20 protein-coding genes are annotated in these 23,011 nt (G+C 39.5%); 5 read left to right on the top strand and 15 right to left on the bottom strand.

Annotated elements, in window-relative coordinates; genetic code table 11:
* Positions 1–3: 3 nt before the first annotated feature.
* The 6 genes from ACFQRG_RS20245 to ACFQRG_RS20270 all read right to left on the bottom strand — a co-directional run bounded on the left by ACFQRG_RS20245 (position 4) and on the right by ACFQRG_RS20270 (position 6,345).
* A complete protein-coding gene (locus ACFQRG_RS20245; RefSeq protein WP_380969568.1) occupies positions 4–1,452 on the bottom strand; it encodes a four-carbon acid sugar kinase family protein in 1,449 nt (482 codons plus the stop codon).
* A gap of 33 nt (positions 1,453–1,485) precedes the next feature.
* On the bottom strand, positions 1,486–2,433 hold the full coding sequence (locus ACFQRG_RS20250) for a transketolase family protein (RefSeq protein ID WP_380969570.1): 948 nt from the start codon (positions 2,431–2,433) through the stop codon (positions 1,486–1,488).
* Position 2,434: 1 nt separating this feature from the next.
* On the bottom strand, positions 2,435–3,259 hold the full coding sequence (locus ACFQRG_RS20255; RefSeq protein ID WP_380969573.1) for a transketolase: 825 nt from the start codon (positions 3,257–3,259) through the stop codon (positions 2,435–2,437).
* Positions 3,260–3,485: 226 nt separating this feature from the next.
* Positions 3,486–4,241: an IclR family transcriptional regulator gene (locus ACFQRG_RS20260; protein WP_380969574.1), complete on the bottom strand. Its 756-nt coding sequence runs from the start codon at positions 4,239–4,241 to the stop codon at positions 3,486–3,488.
* Positions 4,242–4,627: 386 nt separating this feature from the next.
* Positions 4,628–5,872 carry a glutamate-aspartate/proton symporter GltP gene (gltP, locus tag ACFQRG_RS20265; RefSeq protein WP_380969576.1) on the bottom strand — a complete coding sequence of 415 codons (1,245 nt, stop codon included), beginning with the start codon at positions 5,870–5,872 and terminating at the stop codon, positions 4,628–4,630.
* A gap of 191 nt (positions 5,873–6,063) precedes the next feature.
* Positions 6,064–6,345 (bottom strand): DNA-binding protein, encoded by a 282-nt coding sequence (locus ACFQRG_RS20270; RefSeq protein ID WP_380969578.1) that lies wholly within the window; start codon positions 6,343–6,345, stop codon positions 6,064–6,066.
* A gap of 397 nt (positions 6,346–6,742) precedes the next feature.
* Here ACFQRG_RS20270 and ACFQRG_RS20275 point away from each other — a divergent pair, with 397 nt between their 5' ends.
* Both ACFQRG_RS20275 and putP read left to right on the top strand, forming a co-directional pair.
* Positions 6,743–6,895 (top strand): hypothetical protein, encoded by a 153-nt coding sequence (locus ACFQRG_RS20275; protein ID WP_380969580.1) that lies wholly within the window; start codon positions 6,743–6,745, stop codon positions 6,893–6,895.
* A 47-nt stretch (positions 6,896–6,942) separates the two neighbouring features.
* Complete coding sequence (gene putP / locus ACFQRG_RS20280) at positions 6,943–8,421, top strand: sodium/proline symporter PutP (RefSeq protein WP_380969582.1); 1,479 nt, start codon at positions 6,943–6,945, stop codon at positions 8,419–8,421.
* Between the two features lie 88 nt (positions 8,422–8,509).
* On the opposite strand, the gene ACFQRG_RS20285 is transcribed toward putP, so the two are convergent.
* Positions 8,510–10,345 carry an ABC transporter ATP-binding protein gene (locus ACFQRG_RS20285; protein WP_380969584.1) on the bottom strand — a complete coding sequence of 612 codons (1,836 nt, stop codon included), beginning with the start codon at positions 10,343–10,345 and terminating at the stop codon, positions 8,510–8,512.
* Positions 10,339–12,063, bottom strand: coding sequence for an ABC transporter ATP-binding protein (locus ACFQRG_RS20290; RefSeq protein WP_380969586.1), 1,725 nt, complete (start codon positions 12,061–12,063; stop codon positions 10,339–10,341). Before ACFQRG_RS20290 ends, ACFQRG_RS20285 begins: the two co-directional genes overlap by 7 nt.
* 298 nt (positions 12,064–12,361) lie before the next feature.
* Here ACFQRG_RS20290 and ACFQRG_RS20295 point away from each other — a divergent pair, with 298 nt between their 5' ends.
* Positions 12,362–12,568, top strand: coding sequence for a hypothetical protein (locus ACFQRG_RS20295; protein WP_380969588.1), 207 nt, complete (start codon positions 12,362–12,364; stop codon positions 12,566–12,568).
* A gap of 250 nt (positions 12,569–12,818) precedes the next feature.
* On the top strand, positions 12,819–13,358 hold the full coding sequence (locus ACFQRG_RS20300; RefSeq protein ID WP_380969590.1) for a DUF1003 domain-containing protein: 540 nt from the start codon (positions 12,819–12,821) through the stop codon (positions 13,356–13,358).
* 249 nt (positions 13,359–13,607) lie between these two features.
* On the opposite strand, the gene ACFQRG_RS20305 is transcribed toward ACFQRG_RS20300, so the two are convergent.
* From ACFQRG_RS20305 to ACFQRG_RS20335, 7 genes are all read right to left on the bottom strand, one after another.
* Positions 13,608–14,006 carry a YidH family protein gene (locus ACFQRG_RS20305; RefSeq protein ID WP_380969592.1) on the bottom strand — a complete coding sequence of 133 codons (399 nt, stop codon included), beginning with the start codon at positions 14,004–14,006 and terminating at the stop codon, positions 13,608–13,610.
* The gene (locus tag ACFQRG_RS20310; RefSeq protein WP_380969594.1) at positions 14,003–15,103 is read right to left on the bottom strand and encodes an Mrp/NBP35 family ATP-binding protein; all 1,101 of its coding nucleotides are present in this window, start codon (positions 15,101–15,103) and stop codon (positions 14,003–14,005) included. Before ACFQRG_RS20310 ends, ACFQRG_RS20305 begins: the two co-directional genes overlap by 4 nt.
* A 48-nt stretch (positions 15,104–15,151) precedes the next feature.
* Complete coding sequence (locus tag ACFQRG_RS20315) at positions 15,152–15,628, bottom strand: hypothetical protein (protein ID WP_380969596.1); 477 nt, start codon at positions 15,626–15,628, stop codon at positions 15,152–15,154.
* Between the two features lie 16 nt (positions 15,629–15,644).
* Positions 15,645–18,680 carry a molybdopterin-dependent oxidoreductase gene (locus ACFQRG_RS20320; protein WP_380969598.1) on the bottom strand — a complete coding sequence of 1,012 codons (3,036 nt, stop codon included), beginning with the start codon at positions 18,678–18,680 and terminating at the stop codon, positions 15,645–15,647.
* A gap of 48 nt (positions 18,681–18,728) precedes the next feature.
* Positions 18,729–20,282 (bottom strand): 4Fe-4S dicluster domain-containing protein, encoded by a 1,554-nt coding sequence (locus ACFQRG_RS20325; protein WP_380969601.1) that lies wholly within the window; start codon positions 20,280–20,282, stop codon positions 18,729–18,731.
* Positions 20,283–20,431: 149 nt separating this feature from the next.
* A complete protein-coding gene (locus ACFQRG_RS20330; protein ID WP_380969603.1) occupies positions 20,432–21,325 on the bottom strand; it encodes a LysR family transcriptional regulator in 894 nt (297 codons plus the stop codon).
* 139 nt (positions 21,326–21,464) lie between these two features.
* On the bottom strand, positions 21,465–22,205 hold the full coding sequence (locus ACFQRG_RS20335; protein ID WP_380969604.1) for a hypothetical protein: 741 nt from the start codon (positions 22,203–22,205) through the stop codon (positions 21,465–21,467).
* A gap of 476 nt (positions 22,206–22,681) precedes the next feature.
* Here ACFQRG_RS20335 and ACFQRG_RS20340 point away from each other — a divergent pair, with 476 nt between their 5' ends.
* Positions 22,682–22,882 carry a cold-shock protein gene (locus ACFQRG_RS20340; RefSeq protein WP_090852756.1) on the top strand — a complete coding sequence of 67 codons (201 nt, stop codon included), beginning with the start codon at positions 22,682–22,684 and terminating at the stop codon, positions 22,880–22,882.
* Positions 22,883–23,011: the final 129 nt, after the last annotated feature.

Below are 23,011 nucleotides of genomic sequence, written 5' to 3' on the forward strand. Positions count from 1 at the left end.
TATCTATCTCTCCTTCAGTTGATGTATTTTTCTAATAATTGATGTAATCGTATTTTTATCGCCGACATTTCCCGGAAATACGATATACGGTATATTTTTCAACCTTGCTTCTTCACCGGTAAGCAATACAGGCACACCTGCTGCCGCTTGACCTAAAATTTTCGCCTTTTTAATTTCCAAGCCTTGTGTGGCAACATCGCTTGAAGTAATGCCGCCTTTTGCCATAATAAATTTTGGCGTAACCTTTAAAGAACGTACAATGTCTACAAGTGTGTTAGAAATCTTTTGGCTATATTGCAAGTTTTCATGCTTGCTGTCAGCCTTTATCACTTTACGGCTTGTATAGACAACAGTATCTTCACCATCCAAAATGGATTGTTCCAACAGTTTGCATACTCTTGTCAGTTCCTCTTGTTTATTCAAGGGATTTAAAATTTTCTCCACATTTATTTCAATAGGTCTGACATGAATTTCAGAAATTAAATCGCTTAGCTGATCCGTTGTTTTTTTTGTATGGGACCCAACGACAAGCAAGCCCCCATATCTATCCTCATTATTTTTTGCAATCATTTCCGAGGCGCTTAGAAGCGGTTTATCTTCTATCCCCCCAATTGATTTGACAAAAGATGCTGCTGTTCGAAACAAGAATCGTTTGCCGCACCCTAATGCTTTTAGTACAGCAAGAGAAACAATATCTAAGTCATTGTAGTTTGCTGCGTTAACAACAATCGGAGTGTTTTTTTCCGCCGAAAGCAATATCTCTGTTACTTTATCAATACCGCCTTGCCGAATATCATCGATTGAAATCGTTAAGACATCTTCGGCTGAAATTTCACCTTCCGTTTTTTCCATGACCCATTTTGGCAGATAAGCTGTAGAGAAACCGAATACTGAATCATTAGCAAATTCGGTTTCACTAACGGCTACAAGCTTTTGGCCATCAACTATATAGTGTGTATTATCAAAGGTGTATCGTTTTCCTTCAAAAAAGGCCGGTATAAGAAGGTGTCCTGAAATTTCCCAGTTCAATTCCTCAGATAGGGTTTCTTCTATAACAGAAATTTCAAGAGGGTAATGACCACGCAGCGTTGAATCACTCCGGCTGATAATCGAAAAATCGATACTAAGCTCTTTTGACACCTCTACGATATTTCGGATGATTTCCTGATTTATTTTTTTTGTTTGTTCAGGTCCGAAGCTTCTCGTATTTGTTAAAATGTAAAGAACATTTTTATCATCTGACAATCCCTCACGAAGCCATTTTTTATCCCAGCTCGTGATAACATAAACATCGTGAACTGTCTGTACACCCGTCGGATCATCGTCTAAAACGATCAGCTTATGGTTATTTTGTTTAAGTTTTTTTGCGATGTCCTTCCGGAGAGGATATTCAAGCGTTTCCCCATGATTATCCATAATCTCTTTATACATTGATTGGAATATGACGTTCATACGGCCCCCCCTTTCCGCAACAAATATTGTTTCTTATTTAACTAAGGCAATATCAATCAGCTCTTCAGCAGTTTTTACAATTCTTTCGGCCCGAAGCTGGAAGAAATCTAATAGTTCAGGCATTTTCCCTGAAACACCAAACCGGTCGTTTGTTCCCACTCTTCTAAGCGGCGTTGGCTGATGCTCTGCTAATACCTCAGCAACAGCGCTTCCTAATCCTCCAATAATTGAATGTTCTTCAACCGTGACGACACGTTTCGTTTTTGCTGCAGATTTTGTAATCGCCTCTGCATCAATTGGCTTAATTGTGTGCACATGCAGCACTTCAGCTTTAATCCCTTTTTGTTCAAGTTGTTCAGCAGCCTTAAATGTTTCGTCAAGCATAATACCTGTGCTAATCAGGGTAACATCCGATCCGTCGCGATATTTGATCGCTTTGCCTATCTCAAAATTGTCCTCTTGCTTAGTAACGATAGGTACTGGAAGTTTACCTACCCGTAAGTAGACCGGGCCTTCAAAGTGATAAGCCGCTTCAACAGCTTTTTCCATTTCTAATGAATCAGCTGGAACGATAACTGTCATTCTCGGCAGCGAACGCATAAGGGAAATGTCTTCAAGCGGCAGGTGCGTTGCCCCTTCTTGTGCAGCAGAGGTGCCTGCATTATGACCAACTATTTTGACATTATTGTTGGAATAACAAACAGAAATACGCATTTGGTCGTATGCCCGGCCGGTAAGGAAGTTTGCGTAGGCATTAGCAAAAGGAATTTTACCGGCAATCGCTAATCCTGCAGCTGTCCCAACCAAATCACATTCTGATATACCGACGTTAAAAAAACGGTTCGGGAAATTGTCTTTGTAGAAATTTGTCATATTTGACTTTGCGCAATCCGCGTCAAGTACAACTAAGTCTTCATTTTGCTTTCCTAGACGAATAAGTGCTTCACTGTAACCTTCACGTGGTGCCTTTTGCTCTGCCATTTTAAACCAACTCCTTTAAAGCCAATTCTAATTCTTCATCATTTGGCGCTAAGCCATGCCACTTGTGTGTATCCTCCATGAACGATATACCTTTTCCTTTTACCGTATGGGCCAGTATAGCGGTTGGTTTTCCTTTTGTACGCTTGGCTTCTTTATAGGCCTCATCTACTTCTGACAGATCGTGTCCATTGATTTCAATGACATGCCAGCCAAAAGCTCTCCATTTCGCTGCAAAATCTTTCATTCCTTTTACGTTTTCGACAAAATCATCCAGCTGTATTTTATTCCAGTCGATAATCGCGCACACATTGTCTAAATTAAAATGAGCAGTTGTCATAGCCGCTTCCCAAACTTGACCTTCTTGTGATTCCCCATCGCCGATCATCACATAAGAACGTCTTGATTTCCCGTCCAGCTTTGCAGCTAAGGCAACACCATTTGCCACTGATAATCCTTGCCCGAGTGACCCTGATGAAACATCCACACCTGGAATATGTTCACCGCAAGGATGGCCATGAAGGCGTCCGTCGACGTCTCTGAACGTCATAAGTTCCTCAATTGGAAAGAACCCTTTCTCAGCCAAAACAGAATAGTAAACCGGTGTACAGTGTCCTTTTGATAGGAAAAAACAATCTCGATCTTCCCAATCAGGATTATTAGGGTCAACATTTAAATGTTCAAAAAAGAGTACTGTCATTAACTCCGTTGCGGATAGCGATCCTCCAGGGTGCCCGCTGCCGGCATGATGTGTCATTTTTACAATGTGACGGCGGATCTTTTTTGTTAAATTTTCAAGTTCTTCTTTTTTCTTAGCAGTTATCGCCATATATATATCCTCCCTTGTTGCCTATTATGAAACTACGTTTCATTAAACATTTAAAAAAATATATTTTCTTCCGATACTTTTTGTTTCTTATTATACAACGTCGTTTCATAATGTTTTGTTTAAATGAATAATACCATTTGAATTTTACTTTTGCAACCCCTTTTAATCAATTTTCTAAATATTTAACGATAAAAAGGGCTGACTCACAATTGAGTCAGCCCTTTTGTTAATCTTTCTTATATCCTAAACGTGTAGAAAGCATATTGCATACTTTCATTAATTCGTCTTTTAATGTGCTGATTCTTGCTTCACTCATTCTAATTGACGGACCAGAAATACTTATTGCTCCTGCAATCTTTCCGGTATGGTTAAAGATCGGTGCAGCTACACATCTAATTCCCAGCTCATTTTCTTCCTGCTCAATCCCATATCCTTTATTTTTAATCTCATCCAGATTTTTAAATAAATCTTCCGTATTTGTAATTGTATTTTTAGTATGCTGAGGCAGGCCCTTTTGTTCTACAATACTTAAAACTTCTTCTTTAGGTAAGTAAGCAAGAATTGTCTTTCCGGCACTTGTACAGTGCATTGGCGCCCGCTTTCCAACTTGGGAATGCATACGAAGCGTTTCATTTCCTTCTAATTTTTCAATGTACACTGCCTCTTTTTGAGAATAGATAACTAAGTGTATCACTTCATTTGTTATCTTTTCCAATTCTCTCAAAAAAGGCATAGCTTCTTTTCTAATATCAATAGAATCCAATAATTTTGCACTTAATTCCAAGTACTGATACCCTAACCTGTATTTCTTTGTTTCAGAGTCCTGTTCAATAAAACCATGTGCCGTTAGTGTCGCTAAAATACGAAAAATAGAGCTTTTATTGAGCTCTAACTTTTCAGCTAACTCTGTTACTCCAAAGCCGTCTCTTCGTGTGCTGACAATTTTAATAATCGTTAATGCTTTATCAACTGATTTAATCATATTTTTCCACCTTTACCCCTCTTTTATAAATGTTGCATATTAAGAAACAATGTTATTTAATTTGATTGTATCAAGGTTCGAAGCAGTTTTCAATGATTTCAGGTAAGTCTTATTATTAGAAAGGTAATTTTTGGTATGGAACTAAGGTGTAACAAGGGCTAAGCCTGCTAAAATTAGACTTAAGTCTTAGATAACATTACTTCCCGGATCAGTTTTAGGAAAAAGCCTTTTCTCCGGCACTGTATTTATGGTTGTACTATTAACCTTCCTTGTCATGATCTCAATATTTAAACCTTGGGGGAAAAGGCGAAAATCTAGAACTTAAATAACACCGTTCGAAACTGAACGGTGTTTTATAAAAGTAAAGATGAATACAATAGTTGCTTTTACATTGAATATTGATCTTTAGGTAAAGGCGATTCCTCAGATTTTCTAAACGCTTTTTCCCATTTAGATACAACAATACAGGCCAGGGCGTGTCCAGGTACGTTGACTCCGGTGCGCGCCATATCCATAACACGGTCAACACCAGCGATAATTGCCACTCCTTCAGCCGGGAGTCCTACTGCTTGAGCCGTTGCCAATAAAACGACTAACGATCCGGATGGCACTGCTGCAATTCCTTTACTTGTCAGGATAAGAACAAGCATTGTAAATAGTTGTTGAGACAATGACATATGCACGCCAAACGCTTGTGCCAAAAAAATACTTGCTACTGATAAGTATAAAGTGGAGCCGTCACAATTTAGAGAAAGTCCGGAGGGAATAACAAATGAAACAACCCTTTTAGGACACCCGTAATTCTCCATGCGTTCCATGAGTTGCGGAAGTACTGTTTCTGTACTTGTTGTTGAAAAAGCAATTAAAAATAGATCCCAAATCATTTTTAGTACTTCAAAATATTTTATTTTAAAGAAGAACCCTATAATCGGGAAAAGAACAAAAACAATAACAACGAGGCCCAAGTAAACGCTTCCAATTAATTTAAGCATTGGGATTAACAGCTGAATACCGTATTGCCCGACAGAGGCTGCCATTAAAGCAAACACTCCGATTGGTGCCACAGACATGACCATTTGCGTTAATTTAAACATAATATTAGCTACAGACTCGCAAAAACGTAAAGCAGGCTCAGATATCTTTCCGATACTGCCCGCCGCAACCCCAAATAGGATAGCAAAAAATATAACAGCTAAAAGATCATTTTTAGCCATAACATCAATAATATTTTCAGGAATGATGTTAAGGAGCATCTGTTTAAAGTTGACCACTTGTTCTGAATATCCTGATAATCCCGAAATATCTCCTTTGGCAAGATGGGAAAAGTTAATGCCATGCCCCGGCTTTAATAAATTAACAATTAAAAGTCCGATTCCCAGAACTAGAGTGGTTATAAACTCAAACCATATAATAGTCTTTAAACCAATACTCCCCATTCTTTTAATATCGCCGCTTCCCGCTGCTCCGAGAACAATGGTAGTAAAAACAATGGGAACAACAATCATTTTAATTAAACGAATAAATCCATCGCCAATGGGTCTTAGCGCCATTCCAAAATTCGGGAAAAAATGACCAATGATTGCACCAATAATTAACGCTATTAAAATTTGATAAGCTATTGTTTTTTTCATAGACGGCCTCCTTTGAAATTTTTTAAAATTATTACATCTATAGGAATATATTCGAGTGATTCCATTCAATTTCCTTTTAAAAAAAGCGTTCCAGATATATTTATAAACTAGTTTTATGTATTTCTTAACGGGTGGCCTCCCATGTGATGTCCATGATCATTGAATATTTTTTTAAAATTCATTTTCCAAGTTTATTCCCCCATTTTTAATAACCATTCCTGTAATTTAGTTTTTGGAAAGTATATTTTATTATTTAAAGTAATATGGGGAATGTCCGGGAACTCTTGCACTAGCACTTTTGCATCTTCTTTAGAAATTCCAAGATAGTGATGTACATTGCTATCTCTTATTAATTCCGGTTCATTTCCTAAATCAAAAGCTTCCTTTGCATTTGGGTTCTTGAAATTTTTCAAACCATCCCCGATAAAATATCCCGCTAAGGCAATGCCAATACTTACTAAAAAACCATCCATATCCTATTCCACTCCCTGCTAATTTTTAAATGATAGAACTATAACTAAATATTCTACGAACCTCTCAACAAAACGTTTCAGTTCTATTATCATTATCCTCTTTTAATATCGTCTCATTTGTATTATTGAGGTTAATGAGTAAAATATTTCCCCTTTTGCATTGAATTATAACCCTAGTAACCTATCATGAGGACTCATATACAGCTCTCTGCAGTCATTTCATCCATATATTTATAAATGGTTCCGCTTTCAATTACTATTTGAGCTTTATCCATATGACTTTATCAAATACCCTTGATATTGATTTTTAACATGATATTATAAGGCCATTGTCGAAAAAAATACGAACAAGGTCAAAAAAATGCGAACAGAGTAATAAACTATTAGGAGGCGTTTGATGTTAGAAAATAAAACAGTAGGATTTATAGGTGCAGCTTCAATGGCAGAAGCAATGATTTCAAAAGCTCCATGCTCACGGACCGATGGCATTATCAGCGTTAACTACTGCAAAGTATTGCATGATCGGAGACGGACAAATCAGATAAAATAAGTTAAAAATTAGAAGCTATATTCAATCTTAGATAAAGGAGAAATGTTATGCATTTTGGCGTTTTTATTTCACTTGGAATTTATATGATTGCCATGCTTTTAATCGGCTTTTGGTCATACAAAAGAACGTCTAACTTGTCAGATTACATGCTTGGCGGACGGGGACTCGGACCAGCCGTTACGGCCTTATCAGCCGGGGCATCAGATATGAGCGGATGGATGGTCATGGGATTGCCGGGCGCAATGTACGCTTCAGGCATATCCAGTTTATGGCTTGCTATCGGCTTAACGTTAGGCGCTTATATCAATTATCTTGTTCTCGCTCCTCGCCTTCGAACATATACAGAGGTTGCGAATGATTCTATCACCATTCCGGATTATATGGAAAATAGATTTGGAGATCAGAAGAATATCCTCCGTCTTGTTTCGGGACTTGTTATTCTTGTTTTCTTCATTTTTTATACGTCATCAGGCATGGTTTCCGGCGGTACACTGTTTGAAAGTGCTTTTCACCTTGATTACCGTGCCGGTCTTATTATAACAGCCGCTGTTGTCGTATGTTACACACTATTTGGCGGATTCCTTGCCGTTAGTTTAACGGACTTTGTCCAAGGTGTCATTATGTTTGTTGCCCTTGTATTAGTACCAATTGTTGCCCTTACAAACATCGGCAGCACGCATACGGTGATTCACGATATTCGCCACGTTGATCCATCACTTTTGAATATTTTCAAAGGCACATCAACACTCGGCATTATCTCATTAATTGCTTGGGGCTTAGGTTACTTTGGTCAGCCTCACATTATCGTCCGATTTATGGCTATTAAATCAGTCAAAGAATTAAAGTCAGCCCGCCGGATTGGCATCAGCTGGATGGTGATTACGCTTATTGGCGCGTCAGCTACGGGTTTAGTCGGTATTTCCTACTTTCTCGAACATGGTGGCAAGTTGTATAACCCTGAGACTGTTTTTATTCAATTTGCCAACGTGCTCTTTAACCCATTTATAACCGGCTTTATATTAGCGGCGATGCTTGCGGCTATCATGAGTACCGTCTCTTCACAATTATTGGTAACATCAAGTGCGGTAACCGAAGATTTTTACAAAACATTTTTACGCCGTAAAGCATCTGATAAAGAGCTCATTTTCATCGGCAGACTGGCTGTGCTCATTGTTGCTTTAATTGCCTTTTGGCTTTCCTATACACCAAACGATACGATTCTTGGTCTTGTCGGACATGCTTGGGCAGGTTTTGGCTCTGCCTTTGGACCAGCGATTCTATTAAGTTTATACTGGAAACGAATGACAAAATGGGGCGCCCTTGCTGGAATGATTGTTGGTGGAGTTACAGTGATCGTCTGGCTGCAAACAGGACTATCAGATAAGTTGTATGAAATGATTCCGGGATTTTTCCTAAGCTTGGCTGCTGTGTATATTGTCAGCCTATTAACCAAAGAACCGTCTGAAAAAGTGAAAAGAGATTTTAATGAAATGGAAAACCAATTATCAAGCAATAGAGCATCATAATTGTAAAAATAATGGCGCGTGTCATAAAGATTGTCTTTATGACACGCGCCTTTTCTTTACATTTAATCAAAGTGCTGGAAAACAATGTTCAGTTTAAGCCTTCATGATTATCCCTCGATTGGCTGTGATAAAGATCAAAGTAAGCGCCTTTTTCTCTAAGAAGTGAATCATGTGTGCCGCTTTCAATAATTTGACCGTCATCTACAACCATAATTTGATCAGCTTGCTGAATCGTATTCAGCCGGTGGGCGATGACGAAGCTCGTTCTGCCTTTCATCAGCCGCCGCATCGCTTCTTGAATTTTGATTTCTGTGATCGTGTCAATATTGCTTGTCGCTTCGTCTAAAATGAGAATGGCCGGTTTGGCAAGAAAAGCTCTGGCAATCGATAATAATTGCTTTTGTCCCTGGCTAATGCTGCTGCCGTCCCGCTTAAGCATCGTATCGAATTGCTTAGGCAGCTTCATAATAAATGAATATGCGTTTGCCAGTTTTGCTGCTTCTTCAATTTCTTCATCAGTGGCGTCAAGCCTGCCGTAACGGATATTTTCTCTTACCGTGCCTTGAAAAAGAAAGGCATCTTGCAATACAAACCCCATTTGCTGGCGAAGGCTGTCTCTTGTGACTTCTGACATATCGTATCCGTCAATCAATATCTTTCCGCTGTTAACATCATAAAAACGGGAAAGCAGATTGATAATCGTTGTTTTACCGGCACCCGTAGGACCTACTAATGCCACAGTTTGCCCGGGGGCCGCTTTAAAACTGACATCTTTTAAAGTGTCATTTCCCTTTTCATAGGCAAACGAAACGTGTTGAAATTCAACCTCTCCCTTTACGTCCGGTAACGGAGCAGCGTCTTTTTCATCTTTTATCTCTTCATCTTCATCTAATATATCGAACACTCTCTCGGCGCCGGCAACCGCCGCGAGCAGTGTATTAAATTCATTGGATAAATCGTTTAATGGTCTTGTAAACTGCCTTGTATACTCGGTAAAAGCTACAATAACACCGATCGTGACCATTCCGTAAAGCGCTAAGATACCGCCTATACCCGCGATAATTGCAAAGCTTAAATTATTTAACATGTTCAAAAGTTTGGGAACGAACCCTGAAAAAGCCCTCGCCCAAAATCCTACTTGTTTTAACCGTTCGCTTTTTTCAATACATTCAGCAATAACCTTTTGTTCTTGAGAAAAAGTCTTAATGATGCTTTGCCCTGAAATCATTTCTTCAATAAATCCATTTAATTCGCCAAGACTTTTTTGCTGCTCTTTAAAAAAGCGTCCCGTACGTTTTGTGATCCATTTCATGCCTAAAAACATTAACGGAACGATAATTAAAGTGATTAACGTCAGCATCGGGCTGAGCCAGAGCATCATCGATAAAGTGCCGATTAATGTTATAACACTGGAAAAGATTTGGATGACTGAATCATTCAGTGTTGAACTAATATTGTCGATATCATTAGTCACCCGGCTCATTAATTCCCCGTGTTGGCGTTTATCAAAAAAGGCAACCGGAAGTTTATGAAAATGTTCAAAAAGCTGCCTCCGCATTGCAAGTACTGTATTTTGGGCAATACCAATCATTAAAATATTTTGCAGCCAAAGAAACAAGGAATATAGAAGGTATACACCAGCTAAGAGAAGCAAAAAATAAAGCAGTCCGTTTGTCTGTTTTGGAACAATATAATCATCAATAACCTTGCCAACTAAAAAAGGCCCCGCGAGACCAAGGCAAGAACTGGCAATCACCATTAATATAACGACAATAAGAAGTCCTTTATTATAAGCCAAATATGACGCTATTCTTCTGACCGTCCCAATTTTTGCTTTCGGCCGGGCTTTTTTTATACTTTTATTCTTATCACCAGCGATTGATAGTTTCTCATATTTAAATGGCTCAGTGATCTGCTTCAGCATGTTCCGCTCTTCCTTCCAAACTGTGATTGGAAAATTTGCTGGTAAAGAGGCACATTTTTTATGAGAGTGTCATGCGTGCCTTTTGCCAAAAGTTCGCCCTCTTGGAGGAGCAAAATTTGATCCGCTTCCATGGCCGTGCTGATTTTTTGTGTAATGATGAAAGTTGTACAGTCATAATCCTTTAAAGCTTGAAGAAAATTTCTTTCCGTTTTCAAATCTAACGCACTTGTGCTATCGTCCAATATGAGAATCTTCGGCTGGCGTACAAGCGCCCTTGCAATGGAAAGACGCTGCTTTTGTCCGCCAGACAGATTAATACCTTTTTGCCCAAGCACGGTATCATATTGTTTTGGCAGTCCGCAGATCGTCTCATGAATTCGCGCGGCTTTTGCTGCTTTTATGATTTGCTCCATTGATGCCCCTTCTCTTCCCCAAGCAATATTCTCTTTCACTGTTCCAGTAAAAAGAAACACATTTTGAGGAACAAAACCAATCTGACTTCTAAGATCATTTAGCTCTAATTCTCGAATATCGATGTTATCAATAAAAATTGCCCCGCTGTCTATATCATATAACCGGGGAATCAACTGAACTAATGATGACTTACCTGACCCCGTCGCCCCCAAAATAGCAACGGTTTGACCAGGAAGAGCAGTAAAAGAAAGATTACTTATGACCTGATGATTTGATCCAGGATAGTGAAAAGAAACTTGATCAAAAGTCACTTCCCCTTCTATGACATGCGGTAAAGACGATGGCCTTTTTACATCCGCTGAATCGCTTGTTGCCTCAAGAACATTTGATATTCTCTGCGCTGATGCTTTTGCTCTTGAAAGCCCCATCATAATAAACGACAATGGCGAGAAAGCTGTCGTAATCCGGGTCGCATAGTTAACAATGGCAACGACGTCCCCTACTTTTATGCCGCCTCGAGCGACCAGCATGTGGCCAAACCATAAAATGCCCAAAAGCGTTAAATTCATCACTAACATTATTATCGGCCTCGTCGTCTCCGAAAGCCTTAAAGCAGAAACTGTCCGCTTCTTTAAATCTTCGCTTCTTTTGGCAAAACGTTTAAGTTCATGATTTTTTCTAATTAATGCCTTAATCAGTCTTATTCCCGCCAAGTTTTCTCGCATGATGCTGTTCACATCATCCAGCTTTTTTTGCACACTATTAAACAATTGACCCCCCTTTTTCATTGCCCGCCACAAAAACACAATAAGGAAGGGGATAACAACTGCTAAAAGAAATCCCAGTTTGGCATTAACAATAAGAGCGAGGATCGTCCCGCCGACAACAAGCAGCGGTGCACGAAGCATAATTCGCAAACTCATGAAGACTGTATTTTGAATTTGAGTGACATCATTTGTCAGTCTTGTCATCAATGAAGCTGATTCAAATTGGTTGATATCCTCAAAAGAGAAGGACTGAATCTTTTTAAACAAATGGATTCTTACATCATAGGAAAAACTTTGACTTGTATGAGAGGCGTAAAAAGAATTAATAATTCCGCTAAAAAAAGCAATTAAAGAAATGCCTAACATTAACCCTCCCCATTTGACAACATTCAGAAGGTTCTTGACCATAATCCCGTCATCAATCACTTTAGCCATGAATAAAGGCTGGACAAGTTCGACGATCAACTCAATAAGCATAAAAAATAAAGCAATAATGATTGACGTGCGATACGGTTTAAGAAAAGACAATACTTTCATCCACTAACCCCCAAACCTGCTGAGTACCTATCTGTACAGTTATTTTTTCGTTTAATAAGTTAATTATTTAAGTAGATGCTTTGTTCATATCATATAACTTTATGTAATACTACATATTATATTTAAAAGAATTCACATTTTTACTTTTATGATATCGCCTTTTTCATATTATTGAAATTCCTTGGGCTTCCCTTTTACTTAACATGCATACAATATACTAAAGGAAATTCATCCTTAAGAGAAATTATATGAATACCGTGTCAATATTCGGTTATTTTAAGTGCAGAGGAGAGTGAATATGAACGACGATCATATTCCGCTTAAAGTACAAAAACAAGAAGATTTTAAAGGAGACCAACAATTTAAAGAAAAAGTACCCTGGAAATTAGGAAAACATCTAAACAATCATCATGTAGAGAATTTAAATAGGCTAATAACCGATCACTATAAACATATGTCCCATATATTAAATAACGAAATAACCCATACAAAAAAACACGATTAAACTAAGCATTTTTCCAAATAATTATATAGTCAGTATTAGTAAAAATAGCATATAATTAAAAAGGATTTTAACAAAAAAAGCGAGGTGGAACTGTTTTATGAATCATCCTGGCATAGGAGAGTCGGACATAACTCAGATATTGGAGGGAGTCATACAGATGGATTTCCGAAGCGGATTACTTCATAAATGCAGTTACCGCTTCACTCATTTAAAAAGTTGACTTCCTCCCTAATAAGAGGAGGTTTATACAATGGTACAAAAAATTTGGAAGCCATTTAAACAAAAAAAAGAAACTGTGAAAATCCAAGGTTTTGATATTAATTTAAACCAAGAAAGCTTAACACGGATTGACCGGCTTGTAGATCGCTACGAGTCAGAAATCCTTCACCAACTTGACAGCGAATACACACAACGAACAAAATGGGCGGATCGGCTGGCAGATAAAATTGCGCAATTCGGAGGCAGCTGGCGTTTCATCATTTGGTTTGCAGTATTTCTTTGTGCCTGGATTATTTGGAATAGCTTGGTTTTCACCAAACCGGCACACTTCGATGCTCCGCCGTTCATTTTATTGAACTTATGTCTTTCCTTTATAGCTGCATTTCAAGCTCCCGTTATTATGATGAGCCAAAATCGACAAGCTGCTCGAGACAAACATGAATCCATTATTGACTTTGCGATTAATTATAAAGCTGAGCAAGAGATAGACGACATGCAAAGCAGGCTTCACCATATAGAGAGTGAATTAACAGAGATTAAAGAGCTGTTGAAACAATCAAGATCAGATTAAATATATAGTTTCAAAAAAAATAGATATTATGAAAAATGACCTCTTTCAGTTGCCGCTTTAAGATTTAAGAAGGTCATTTTATATATATAAACATAAATTTCTAAAAAGCTAAATAAAAAGAAAGCAACAGTACTATCCCCTGCGCATTAACCCACCATTACCAAAAGCCATTTGGCCCAGTATCAAATAAAGACAAGTATCCATATATCAAATAAGGAGCGAAACCCTTCGCTCCCCCTTTCAAAAAAACTAAAACAAACTGCCGCTTGCCATAAAATACAAAATAGCAATCACAATAAGCAAAACTATAAGAAGCGTGACTAAAATAATTGGTACCTTATTAGGATAATAGTCTTCCCTTTCAATTTGCTGCTTATTTTTCAAATAACAAGCCGCTGAAATAATGATTATTATAATCCCAACGATACCTGCGGATAATCCTAATAAAACGGCTAGAAAGTCTCCTAACGGCCGATGCATTTTTTCGGTGGAGAAATGAAGACTTGCGGTTAGAAAGCCAATGCCAATGACTGCTATGGCTGTTCGGACCCAGGCAAGAAATGTTCGTTCATTTGCTAAATGCTGCTGGGCGTACTTTAATTGACTTTCCGTTTTTTCCTTCCTTTTATCTCTTTGCAGCAGACTCATTGTACTTCCTGCACAGCTTTTGAATAGGATGTTTTAAGAATGACTTTATCCGCAAGTTCCCCGAAAATCTCACCATGTACAGATTCTGAATGGTAAACAGCATAAGCATCATTTGAGTCGAACGATTGATGATTAGGGGCACCGATCGGCACCTGGACTAATAGTTCAGTGTCTAAGCTGTTTGCTAATTCAGTTGCGCCGTTTTTACCGAAAATATACTCCTTTTCACCGGTGGCTAGTAGCAGATAAGACATATTCTCAACAACTCCAATCAATTCCCTCTTATTTCGGATCGCCATGCTTCCCGCCCTTTCCGCAATATGGGAAGCAGTCGTCTGCGGCGTAGAAACAATAATATCTTTACTTCGCGGAAGCATCGTATGAATATCTAAGGCGATATCTCCAGTCCCCGGAGGCAAGTCTATTAACATGTAATCCAGCTTTGGCCAATAGACACCTTCGAAAAAATACCGCAGCGTTTTACCAAGCATTGGACCTCTCCACATCACAGGCTCTTCCGGCTGATTAAAAAAACCCATTGATATCACTTTAACACCATATTTTTCAACCGGTAATGTTAAACTGTCAATCATTAGCGGTTTTTCAGTTATCCCCATCATCTGAGGTACACTGTAACCATAAATATCTGCGTCAATCAGCCCGACGCGCCATCCTTGATTTGCCAATGCAACAGCTAAATTAACTGTTACCGTCGATTTTCCGACACCGCCCTTACCGCTTGAAACGGCGATAAATGTTGTTTGTGAATTCCGGTTCATCAGCGAAGGGCCCTGCGTATTGGATGCGATCTTACTGCCTTTTAATTTCTCCGCAAGATCAGCCTGTTCCTTCTTAGTCATGGTATTAAATCGTAGACTGATAGATTTTGCTCCGATACTGGATAACACTTCTTTAATTTTTTCCTCAAAGTTTGCTTTTTTTGAAGAATAACCTTGTGTGATCAGGGAAAGGTCAAGATCAATATTTTTTCGTTTTATTTTAATGCTCTTCACAATATTTAAATCGACAATATTTTGACGGAGATCAGGTTCCTCCACTTGCTTAAGAGCCCTTAAAACTTTTCCTTTAGTCAGCATTTTCCTTCACCCTTTCCGCTCAAATCTCCTGGCAGTGTTATACCTTCATTATTGAATTGTCATTTCAAGATTTTTTATATATGAAAAAATTTGCTTTGTAGCCGGATCTAATTCGTTATCATTTAATTTTATGATTTGTTCGATAAAGTCATCCAAACTTTCCATTAAGCTCTTATGCCTAGTTTCAACTCTTAACCTACAATGATGATCCGTCGGTTTGTTACCGTAAACAAGCGTTAATGACTCAGGCTGTATAGAAAAAAGTACATCCCATGAATTCATTTCACGTTTTGGGCCAACTGCTACACTTTGCGGAAAATAAACTTGAATGGTCCTTTCCTTATCAAACAAATAAAGAATGAGGACAGCGGCGTCTTCAATAAGACCCGCTCCCCACTTGCATTCACATTGTACCGTTTTAATATCTGAATAGACCTTGGCTAATTCACTGTCCGGATCCCAAACGTGACATTCATTGTCTGATTGATCTCTCCCCAAGGCAATGGGCTGAATATGAAATATCATTGCTGTCATCTCCCTGCTATTTCTCCTCAGTATCCATCTTGAAGTAATCAGGATGGGGTTTAAGCGGGCGCATCATCCAATATGGGCGGCGCATACCGTTAGGACCCGGCGCAGGTCGGGTGAGTTTAAGCCAATCGCGATAGACTTGATGCGCTTTCTGTGTATCGACCATAATTTCCGAATAATGATCATTTGGCCCGACTTTCTCTACCCTTATTTTCTGATGCCAGCACATCATCCCGCTGATTGGATCAGGATGCGCCGGGAAAATCATATTTTGATGGACACCGCCTTCCTTCCACCAAATCCGTTCGGAATCTGGATCACTGCTTTTAAATCCGCTTGGACCATGGACGCGGATCATCTTCCATTTCGACCCTTCCTTTTCCAAACGAACAACGGAAGAATTCCAGAGATCACTGCCATGATCTTCGAACAAACGCCATCTTCCAAGGTGGTGAGAGCACGCAATCACGCCTGGACGAATACCGTCTGTTACCCACACCTTATCGATAAAATGGCCAATTTCAGTGTTTACTTTTAAAAGGTCATTTGTTTGGATGCCGAGCCTCTCCGCATCAATCGGGTTGACCCAAACCGGATTTGAATGAGAAATCTCATGCAGCCATTTTGCTCCGTTCGTTCTCGAATGAATCAACGTCGGAAGTCTAAATGTCGGCAGTAAAATAAACTCAGCATTATCAAAATCAATATTGTCAGGATGAACATGACTGACAATATGAGGATATTTTTTCCGTTCTTCCCGGTTCCGCGGATAAATCGGTATCGCGTATTCCGGCCACTTCCAATCCCGCAATGTCTGTGAGAAGAATTCCAGTTTTCCGGACGGTGTCGGGAATCCTTCAACCGCTTTACCGTCTACCATTACACCTGCACGCACTTGCCCCTTCTCATTTTTAAACGGTCCCGGATATGGACGGAAATTGACTTTTTTAGGTGCCTTATCCACCCAAACACCGGTTGACTCTGAAAAGGCTACTTCTTCATCCAAAGCAGCGGCCAGCTCTTTTGCCGCTTCAGATCGCTCTTTTAACCATTTGGCATAATGTTGTTTAGATGACTTAATATCGGCATTTTTCAAAACTTCCTCAGACACCGGTTTTTCATTCAGTCGCAATACATCTTCCGTTACTTGGAAAGATCCGTACTTGCGCATGTACGCCATTGGCGTGAGCCCTTCTTTTTCCGCCGCTTCCGGGAGACCCGGAACAGAGTTTTCAAAAATCCAACGGTAATATTCTTCGATCGTAATCTTTTCACCCGGACGATAAGGCGATTCAAAATGCTGGCGAATCCCCATTGAACCATCCGGGTCAATTCGCCAGGACAGTTCGATCCAAAATTCATTTTCCTCCCAAACTTCACCAGGGTTCGTTTCGTATGTGAACGTTACTTTCTGCCCTTCTTTTTCCTTCATTACCCGCATTACCGGCTGTCTGAAGCCAATCCACTGTGCGGCATGGGTTTCATAGCTATGCAAATCATGCCGTTCTGTCGCCATTCCCATAGGAAGAACGTAGTCGGCATATTGAGCGGACTCATTCCACACAGGCGTCAATGCCGCATGTACTTCCACTTGAGCTGGATCACTTAACATTTCAATCCAGCTGAATCCGTTCGGAAATGTCCATACAGGATTCAATACACGTGAAAAATAGACAGCCATCTTTTTTCCGTTATCTTTCAAAATATCCGGCAGACAAAAGCTTAATTCATTAGTTGCGAGAGGAAATTCTTTCGGCCAATGATTTTCGTTCCAGGCATGGATGTTTTGGTGCGGTTCACTAAAAGGCTTCGGTACGAATTTGACCCATGCGTTCGGAATTGTACTTCCAGTTTTCCCTACAGCTCCCATAAGAACATTCAAGAAAAATAAAGCGCGGGTAATCATCCAGCCGCCGCGGTGACCCGCAGCCGCATTCCGCCATATATTTGAAGAAAAGGCTTCCCCGGCACGGGCAATTTCCTTCGCAACATCTTTGATCATTGATGCTCTGACACCTGTTTCCTTTTCCGCCCATTCCGGCGTGTAATCTTTATAAAGATCTTTTAATAATAAAACAAAATCTCCAAATGAAGTGCCGTTTGGTTTTTTAGAAATAAAGTTTGAGTCTTTAAGAAAATTTAAATACTCTTTGTCATCCATGATTTCATCCCAGTTGACCCATTTCCGGACAAAATCTTTGTTAAAGAGTTCCTTTTGAATTAAATAATTTGCCATTGCAAGCAGCATAGCAGTTTCTGTTCCCGGCCGAGGGGACATCCAATAATCGGCTTTTGCCGCCGTGTTGGAGAGCCGGGTGTCAATCACGCCGATCTTCGTTCCTTTCTTCTTTGCTTCGATGATCCGTTGAGCGTTTGGATTAAAATAATGGCCTGATTCAAGGTGTGCGCTCATCATTAATATAAAACGTGAATTCGCATAATCCGGAGACGGGCGGTCGAGTCCCATCCACCATGTGTAACCATTCCTTGCTCCGGCGGAACAAACATTGGTATGCGTGTTATGACCGTCAACGCCCCAAGCCGATAGCACCCGTTCGGTATACATATCTTCACCGGCACGCCCGACATGGTAGACAACTTCATCTTTTCGATTTTCTTGGATAGCTTTCCTGATACGGCCGGCAAGATCATCGAGGACATCGTTCCATTCAACGCGTTCCCATTGGCCTGACCCGCGCTCACCTTTGCGGCGAAGCGGATATAAAATGCGGTCAGGGTTATTGACTTGCGCTGTCGTTGCCGGACCTTTAGCGCAATTACGTCCCCGGCTCGCCGGATGATAGGGATGTCCTTCCACTTTACGGATATTTCCTGAATCTTTATCGATATAAGCCAGAAGTCCGCAAGCCGCTTCACAATTAAAACAAACCGTCGGTACCAGACTGTATCTTTTTTTCTCACGCCGCGGCCATGCTTTCGCGTCAAATTCTTCCCAATCATCCCAGCGATCGGGCGGGGGAAAAGAACTTAATTTACCAAAACGCTGAAAAGGCTTTTTCTTCTGTTCCTTTGTTGTTCTCATCATTGATCATTCCTCCCCTTTATGTTTAAACATATCCCTGCTTAGTTTTCATTAAGTCAATGGCACCGATTGACCCGCTTGCACATAAGCATGTTCATACGCAAGCAGCCCGCCTAAAACAAGCACCGAAGCGATTTCACCCATCACTGTTACATTGCCGAAACCAAGCAGAAACGGAAGGATTCCCCCAACAATAAGTCCTACCCAATAGTACATAGAATATTTTCCTTTAATCATGTTGTGTGCTGCCTTGCCTTGATCAGCTGTCATATGCGGAATGACCGCCTCACTAATCACAATGGCAATATGCAATGCAACAGAAACAATTAAAGTCATCCGGCAAGTTTGCAATGCGGCTTCAGGAATGGAAAGAAATAATGACATGATGATCATACCAGCTGCTCCGCACAATGCCGCTTGAATAAAGAAATGAAGAGGGAGCAATGGATTTTGCCATAGATCTCTTCCTTTGGATTTTGAAAATAAAAAGGCTGTATAGATGGCTGTAAACACCGCCAAAATCATACCCGGCCACCACAATACTTTTGATAAAACAGGCAAGGAGGCAACACCTGCAATAAACAGTAAAAGCAATACGATGGCATATCCCGCAATGATAAAGGCGCCTTTAACCAGCCATGATTTCCACTGCGGTCTTGTGAATATCCGGTAAAAACGCATCGGATGCGTTAAATCGGCGATTAGCACAATACCTGTGATACCTAAAAATACGCCAGAAATGATTGCAATAGATGTTGCCCAAACGGATCCTAAGGAAAAACCTAACATACCTAAAAAGGCATACATCATAAATAGTCCGGCCGAAATAGATTTCGTCCAAGTATAAAATGACACACGCCAATCCCATGGCGCTTTATGCGGCACTTCATACGCGACACGTGTCGATGATAAACTTTTGACAGTTGAACGGTTATCATCAACAGGATAGCCTTCGTTTTGTTCCGACCACATATGTGCCCCTTGATATTCGGCAGCGCTCGGTGACAGCGTTGATTCATCCGCACCAACATAGAATACTTTTGGCGAGGTCGCCTTTTCCGGTTTTCTGACGTCGACTTTTTGTCTGGCAATAATTTGTGACACTTCACTTTCCGGGTCATTTAAATCACCGACAATAATCGCTTCTTCCGGACAAACAACAACACAGGCCGGTTCAAGTCCCTGATCGATACGATGTGCACAGAAATTACACTTCTCAGCGCTGTGGTTATCAGGATTAATATTAATGGCATCATAAGGACAAGCGGCCATACAGGCTTTGCAGCCAATACACACATCCTGGTCAAAATCAACAATGCCATCCTCCCGCTGATACATCGCTGTAACAGGACAAACCGGCACGCATGGCGCATCTTCACATTGATTACAGCGGTCGACTTGGAAATAACGATTGACATCAGGATACGTCCCGACTTCTACCGCTTTCACAAACGTACGATTCATGCCGAGCGGAACAGCATTTTCTGACTTACAGGCCGTAGAACACGCGTGACAGCCAATGCACTTTTCCTGATCAATAACCTTGCCCCACTTTACCTTATGATCATCTGGACTGTTTCCGATAACTTCTACTTCTTGGTACATTGTTTACGATACCTCCTTTTTGCATCATCTCTTTCTTTTGATTAGAACATTTACTTTACTCCCTTTCATTTTATAATTGGCTGACTTTTCCGTAAAATTAAAATAATTCATACCCTATAACTAAAAGTTATAAGGTATGAATGGTTTAATTATTTTAAACGGACTGTTTTGAAAAAACGCAGCAGTTTATCTACGCCTTGCCGCCTAAACCTCTGAGGAGCCAAAACCAGCCATAATTCGCGTTTTAAACTCATATCTTTTATTTTAACTTCCTTAATGACGTTCAGCTCAAATTCCCTTAATACAGCCATTTTTGACAAAATTGCGATTCCTAATCCTGCCTCAACTGCAGCTTTTATGGCTTGGGTACTGCCTATCTCCATATATATATCCATATTATCCATCAGGCCTTTTTGATTTAAAGCATTCTCTATAATCATGCGGGTTCCTGAACCGTTCTCCCGCCAAATCATCGGTTCCCCAGTTAATTCATCGCTATTTATTTCTTTGCGCCTTGACCATTTATGATGCTCTGAACAAATTAACACCAATTCATCGTCGGCAAACTTCTCTACCATGAGTGAAGGATTATCAACCTTCCCTTCTACAAGTGCCAGATCAATATGATGCTCCTGTAAACTTTCTAAAATATCCTGAGTATTTGCGACTTGAAGCTTTAAATTAATGTCCGGATTTCTTTGCTTAAATCTGCCTAACAATTTCGGCAGTAAATATTCACCTATTGTTAAAGTCGCTCCGACGCAAATCGGGGTGTGTTGATTTCCCTTATAATTTGCCAGCCTCTCTTTAGCCCTCTCGTGATCTTCGAGTATCGCCTTCGCATAAGGATAAAGTAATTTTCCCGCTTCTGTAATATGCAAATTCCCGCCTGATCGCTCAAATAATAGCATGCCGTAATATTCTTCTAAGGCTTTTATTTGCTTTGTCACTGCCGGCTGTGAAACAAAGAACTTTCGAGCTGCTATGCTTATACTTTTATTTTCTACGACTAAGCAAAACATTTTTAAACTGTCTAAATTCAACTGAAGTCCTCCTTCCACTCCCTTACGTTCAATAACTTTGGGAAAGTTCCTGCCAGGCTTGACTAATGAAAATAAAGTGAAAAGTTTTACTGGTAAGTTCTAAAAAGGTTACGGAAGTTTAAAAAGTCTTTTGATAATATTATATTGCATCCTTCGTACCCTTTTTTTCTTTAACTTGCTTTAATAGATTTATCCATTGGTTTCTCTGTTCTTCTCCCATTGGAGCCTTTTTAATTGCATAATGGATGTGCCACATCCCCTCATTTGTCAAAAACACACGTCCGATCTCATGCTGATCTTCAAGCGACGGGTCATCGGTAACTATAAATTCATACATGACATCATTTTCTTTTTTATCAATAATATTTGTCTTCACTTTACCATTTTGTTGACGGACCGTCTGATTAACTTTCTGAAGAAATTGATTGATATAATTATCAATTGATGGGTTTTTTAAATTTTCTATAGGAAAAAATTGAATAGTGACAACCTGCTTCCAATCTTCAATACTTTCATCTTTTGGAATAAACTCATACATTTCAACCCCATTTGCATTAGTCTTATAACCTAATTTCCAATTATTGTTATCAAATTTAAAATCTAGCATCGACATTTCATCTTTACTTTTGTATGCGTTTGAACTATCTTGATTAGCATCACTTGATGATTCATCCTTATACTTTTCCGAATGATGATTGTTTGCGGCCGCAGAATCATCATGATGACTGTCTTTTGTTTCTTTCTTTACTTCACTTTGTGTTGCAGCACTCGTTTTTTTCGATTTTTCTCCGTGTTCGTTACTAGAACATGCTGTTAAGGTCATAAAAAAGGTGAAACAAAGTAAGATGAATAGTTTGGATTTAAACAGGGTTGCCCTCAATCATTTCCCCTCCGTTTCCTAAACCAATGATAATTATATTATACAAAATTTTCACTCAATAGAAACTAAAATACGTTATATTTTGGAAATTAAACTATGGTCCCACCATAACAACCACGTTGTTGTTCATCCTACAATTCATTATAATTGAAAGCTTCAATTATACGTAATAACCATACAAACAGGGCATAAGGCCTTTGGTATAAAACGAAATGAAACAGGCTAAAAACAATTTACCAAACAGAAACAGCTTTACTTTTAAGATCATAGAAGCTTAAAATTGAAGTCTTTCAACTTTATAAAAGCTAATTTCCAAATGGCTTGTTAATTTTAACTATTTCTGTTATAATAATAAATAATTATTTTGTTCGGTGTAAAGGATAGTATAGGTACTGACTTTTCGTCTTGATGATCACTTTGGGCAAGGATAGTATTATATTGTGTGCGTAACAGTAGCACACCGGGAGGCAACAAATATGGAACAAGGTACAGTTAAATGGTTTAATGCAGAAAAAGGTTTTGGCTTTATTGAACGTGAAAATGGTGATGACGTGTTCGTACACTTTTCTGCTATCCAAAGTGAAGGCTTTAAATCTCTAGACGAGGGTCAAAAAGTAACATTTGACGTTGAGCAAGGTGCACGTGGGCCTCAAGCTTCTAACGTCCAAAAAGCTTAATTATTGGTTCTACGTCAAATGTTGGGGTAGGAGTAATAGTTCCTACTCCTTAACCTAACTGATATCCCATTGATTTATATTGATGATGTAATAAAACACGTAATCGTAAACGATCATAACGCTTAAAAC

The sequence above is a fragment of the Scopulibacillus cellulosilyticus genome, assembly GCF_042665295.1.
Classification (GTDB): Bacteria; Bacillota; Bacilli; order Bacillales; family Sporolactobacillaceae; genus Scopulibacillus_A; species Scopulibacillus_A cellulosilyticus.

Coding starts and splice junctions, on each gene's coding strand:
- ACFQRG_RS20245 (WP_380969568.1), bottom strand. CDS start 1,452: ATGAACGTCATATTCCAATCAATGTATAAAGAGATTATGGATAATCAT.
- ACFQRG_RS20250 (WP_380969570.1), bottom strand. CDS start 2,433: ATGGCAGAGCAAAAGGCACCACGTGAAGGTTACAGTGAAGCACTTATT.
- ACFQRG_RS20255 (WP_380969573.1), bottom strand. CDS start 3,259: ATGGCGATAACTGCTAAGAAAAAAGAAGAACTTGAAAATTTAACAAAA.
- ACFQRG_RS20260 (WP_380969574.1), bottom strand. CDS start 4,241: ATGATTAAATCAGTTGATAAAGCATTAACGATTATTAAAATTGTCAGC.
- gltP (WP_380969576.1), bottom strand. CDS start 5,872: ATGAAAAAAACAATAGCTTATCAAATTTTAATAGCGTTAATTATTGGT.
- ACFQRG_RS20270 (WP_380969578.1), bottom strand. CDS start 6,345: ATGGATGGTTTTTTAGTAAGTATTGGCATTGCCTTAGCGGGATATTTT.
- ACFQRG_RS20275 (WP_380969580.1), top strand. CDS start 6,743: ATGTTAGAAAATAAAACAGTAGGATTTATAGGTGCAGCTTCAATGGCA.
- putP (WP_380969582.1), top strand. CDS start 6,943: ATGCATTTTGGCGTTTTTATTTCACTTGGAATTTATATGATTGCCATG.
- ACFQRG_RS20285 (WP_380969584.1), bottom strand. CDS start 10,345: ATGCTGAAGCAGATCACTGAGCCATTTAAATATGAGAAACTATCAATC.
- ACFQRG_RS20290 (WP_380969586.1), bottom strand. CDS start 12,063: ATGAAAGTATTGTCTTTTCTTAAACCGTATCGCACGTCAATCATTATT.
- ACFQRG_RS20295 (WP_380969588.1), top strand. CDS start 12,362: ATGAACGACGATCATATTCCGCTTAAAGTACAAAAACAAGAAGATTTT.
- ACFQRG_RS20300 (WP_380969590.1), top strand. CDS start 12,819: ATGGTACAAAAAATTTGGAAGCCATTTAAACAAAAAAAAGAAACTGTG.
- ACFQRG_RS20305 (WP_380969592.1), bottom strand. CDS start 14,006: ATGAGTCTGCTGCAAAGAGATAAAAGGAAGGAAAAAACGGAAAGTCAA.
- ACFQRG_RS20310 (WP_380969594.1), bottom strand. CDS start 15,103: ATGCTGACTAAAGGAAAAGTTTTAAGGGCTCTTAAGCAAGTGGAGGAA.
- ACFQRG_RS20315 (WP_380969596.1), bottom strand. CDS start 15,628: ATGATATTTCATATTCAGCCCATTGCCTTGGGGAGAGATCAATCAGAC.
- ACFQRG_RS20320 (WP_380969598.1), bottom strand. CDS start 18,680: ATGATGAGAACAACAAAGGAACAGAAGAAAAAGCCTTTTCAGCGTTTT.
- ACFQRG_RS20325 (WP_380969601.1), bottom strand. CDS start 20,282: ATGTACCAAGAAGTAGAAGTTATCGGAAACAGTCCAGATGATCATAAG.
- ACFQRG_RS20340 (WP_090852756.1), top strand. CDS start 22,682: ATGGAACAAGGTACAGTTAAATGGTTTAATGCAGAAAAAGGTTTTGGC.